This is a genomic window from Hydrogenophaga sp. (genome assembly GCF_028698005.1).
In the GTDB taxonomy this organism is placed as follows: domain Bacteria; phylum Pseudomonadota; class Gammaproteobacteria; order Burkholderiales; family Burkholderiaceae_C; genus Hydrogenophaga.
In genome coordinates, this window is sequence record NZ_JAQVEJ010000226.1 from 1 (window position 1) to 3,473 (window position 3,473).

The following is a 3,473-nucleotide window of genomic DNA, read 5'->3' on the forward strand; positions in this document are numbered from 1 at the left end:
GGCAGGGTCTTGAAGCTGTCCAGGGCCGGGCGGCGCGCGGCCACGTCGGAGCGTGCGGGAATCAGGAAGGTCTTGGCCACGGCGGTCTGGCCGGCGTCGGACAGCACGTAGTCGATGAACTTGCGCGCATCGGACGGGGCCCGGGACGATTTGAGGATCATCATCGGGCGCGCGGCCACCACGGTGCCGCTGGCCGGGAAGATGATCTCGACCTTCTCACCCTTGGCCTGGGCGCCGAAGGTGACGTAGTCGACCGCACCGAACACGGCCGCCTTGGCGCCCTGGAGCACGGGGTTGAGGGCCTGCGCGTTGGCGCCCGAGATGTTCATGCCATTGGCCTTGAGCTCGCCGAACAGCTTCCAGGCGCCGGCACCGTGCGCCGCCTGCAGGCCCGACAGCAGTTCCAGCGCGGTGCCCGACTGGGCAGGGTTGGGCATGTTGACCTTGCCGCGGAAGGCGTCGGCGGCCAGATCGCTCCAGTCTTGCGGGCGCGGTGTGCCGCTGGCCGGGTTCCAGGCGATGGCCAGCGCCGACAGGCCCTGGGCCACGTAACTGGGGCCCTTGTAGAGGGCGGGCACCTTGACCGCGTTCGGGCTTTGGTAGCTGAGCAGCCAGCCGCGCTGGTGCAGATCGATCGCGCTGTCCCACGAGGCCGAGATCACTACGTCGGCGCGCGGGTTGGCAGCTTCGGCTTCCAGCCGGGCCATCACCTTGCCGGTATCGGCCTGGAACACCTCGACCTTCACGCCGGTGGCTTTCTCGTAGCCGGCGGCGAGTTCCTTGATGAGGCTGTTGGGACCGGCCGTGTAGACGGTCAGGGCATGACCGCTGGTGGCACCCAGGAGCAGGGCGATGGCGGCGGTGTGGCGGGTGAGCGGTTTCATGGGGCGCATGGTGTGCAGGATCATGGTGGTCAATGGGTGGAAGAAAGGCCGAAAAACACGACCGGCAAGGCGGGCGAAGACGGCCGGATCAGGCCGCTGCCGTGGCGAACCAGTGCAACTGGCGCGGTGCGATATGCAGGCCCACGGCACTGTCCGGGGCCAGGCGTTCGCGCGTGACGGTGCGCAGCAACGCGCCACCGGGCAGGGCCAGGTCGGTGGCGAAGCTGCCGCTGCGGTAGTGCTGTGCGGCCACGGTGGCGCGCAGGGCGGCGCCATCGAGCGCGCCCGGCGTGGCGGCGCTGCCGGGAATCAGCAACTGGCCTTCGCCGGCGCGTGGCGCCGCGGCCGACGCCGGGGCCAGCAGTTCTTCGGGCAGCACGGTGTCGCTGCCGCTCAGGTGGATACCGCCACCGGCCTTGCGCCGTGCCGGTGTCAGCGCTCCCAGCTTCAGAAAACGCGCCACCTCCGGGCTGGCCGGTGCATTCCACAGTGTGGCCGGTGCGGCCTGCTGCAGCAGGCCGCCACGGGACATCACCGCCACCTCGTCGGCGATGGTGCAGGCCTCTTCGTGGTCATGCGTGACGTAGACGGCGGTGGTGCCCAGTTGGCGCAGCAGTTGCGCCATGTCGCTGCACAGGCTCTCGCGCAGGTCGCGGTCGAGGTTGGACAGTGGCTCGTCGAACAGCAACAGGGCCGGCTGCGCCACGATGGCACGTGCCAGCGCGACGCGCTGCTGCTGGCCGCCCGACAGTTGGGCCGGCGCGCGCTGGGCCATTGCCCCCAGGCCCACGCGCACCAGCGCATCGGTGGTACGGCGGCGCACCTCGGCGGCACTCAGGCGCTGCATCTCCAATGGAAAGGCGACATTGGCCTGCACGCTCATGTGGGGCCACAGCGCGTAGTCCTGGAACACCATGCCCAGGCGGCGGTGCTGCGGCGGCACCATGGTCGTTTCGCTGGCGACAACGTTGTCGCCGAACAGGATGCGTCCGCTGCCGGGCCGGTCCAGTCCCGCCAGCAGCTTGAGCAAGGTGGTTTTGCCACAACCCGAGGGGCCGAGCAGGGCCAGCACGCGCCCGGGCGCGAGCGCGAGGCTGACGTCGCGCAGCGCGTGCTGCTCACCAAAGCGCCGGCAGAGATGCTCCACGGTCACGGCGGTGCCCGTGCGGTTGTCGGTGGGTTTCATATGGCCAACGATCGTAGGCGGGGTATGTGTCATGCTCATGACGGTCACGGGGCTGACACGCAGGCGGACGGGAAAGGGAAAAAGGAGCCACCCGAAGGCGGCTCCCGAGACGCTGGAGAAGCAGCAGGCCTGGCGGCGTCATCGCCGCTACCGTGGCGCTCGCTCAGAACTTGTGGTTGATGCCCAGACCGAAGGTTGTGTCCTTGGCGCCCTTGGTGACGGACTGGTGCGCCGCATCGTTCACACCGCCCAGGGCCGCGTACAGGGCGGTGCGCTTGGACAGCTTGTGGTTGGCGAACAGTTCCCAGGCCGATGCGCCGTCCTTGTCGGCGTTGCTGCTGTCGGTGACGCGGGCGAGCTGCACGCCGACGGTCGTGCTGCCCAGTGGCACGGCCACGCCCAGGCCGAAGCCCTTGCCGTCCGAGCGCGACTCGTCCTGCGTGTACAGGCCGCTGACGACGACGCTGCCGAAGTCGTATTTGGCGCCCAGGGCGTAGCCGTTGCGGTCGTTGGCGGTGTCACCCATCTTGGACTGCACCGCGAAGCCCACGGTGAGCTGCTTGTTTTTGTAGGCGCCGGCCACTTGCGTCCAGTTCTTGCTCAGGCCGGTGTCGTCCTTGCGGGCGAGGCCGACGTTGAACGAGAAACCACCCATGTTCGGCGACACGTACTGAATCATGCCGTTCTGGCGCGAGCCGCCCAGCGAGCCGTTGGCGGCCAGCTTCAGGGCCTTCAGGGCGGACGAACCGTCGGCGGTGCCGTTCAGGTCGAACGTGCCCATGATGCGGCTCTGGGGCGTGGTGGTGCGGCCCAGCATCAGTGTGCCGAAGCCGCTGCCGATGCCGACCCAGGCCTGGCGGTTGAAGCCGCCGTTGCCGCCGACTTCGCCTGTGGCCATGTCGAGCGCGCCCGACTCCAGGTTGAAGCTGACCTTGAGGCCGCCGCCCAGGTCTTCGGTGCCACGCACGCCCCAGCGCGAGGTGCCCAGGTAGTTGGTGATCATCCCGGTGGTGTCTTGCGTGTAGCGGCGACCGATGCCGGCTTCGGCTTCACCGTACAGGGTGACGTTCGACTGGGCGGCGGCGGTGCCGCACAGGGTGGCCATGGCCGCAAAGGCCAGCAGATATTTTTTCATTGTCTGATTTCAAGCAAAGTGGATGTGCCTGGTCCTTGGGAGCAAGCGGGGTGACGGAATGCATGCAGATGTGCAGCGATAGGCATTCCACCAAGCTTGTGTGACAACTTGATAACACCCCCATGGGCGTCGGAAAATGACAAAGGTGTTGCTTGTCTTTCAATAAACCGCGTCAGCCTGTCTGGACAGGCTGCAGCTGGGCGGCACCGTTCATGACGTCAAGCCATCGGCATGCGGTGCCACCACATCGCTCGCTGATACGATGCGC

Annotated in this window: 3 protein-coding genes; all 3 read right to left on the reverse strand. The window is 67.8% G+C overall.

All coding sequences use genetic code 11. The annotated features are described in order from the left end of the window. The coding region (locus PHQ87_RS15090) for an ABC transporter substrate-binding protein (protein WP_300236138.1) at nt 1-884 on the reverse strand (884 nt) is incomplete at its 3' end. An 88-nt stretch (nt 885-972) separates the two neighbouring features. Beyond that, the gene (locus tag PHQ87_RS15095) at nt 973-2,070 is read right to left on the reverse strand and encodes an ABC transporter ATP-binding protein (protein ID WP_300236142.1); all 1,098 of its coding nucleotides are present in this window, start codon (nt 2,068-2,070) and stop codon (nt 973-975) included. A gap of 163 nt (nt 2,071-2,233) precedes the next feature. Then, entirely contained in the window at nt 2,234-3,205 is a 972-nt protein-coding gene (locus PHQ87_RS15100; RefSeq protein ID WP_300236145.1) for a porin, read from the reverse strand. Between the last annotated feature and the right edge of the window lie 268 nt (nt 3,206-3,473).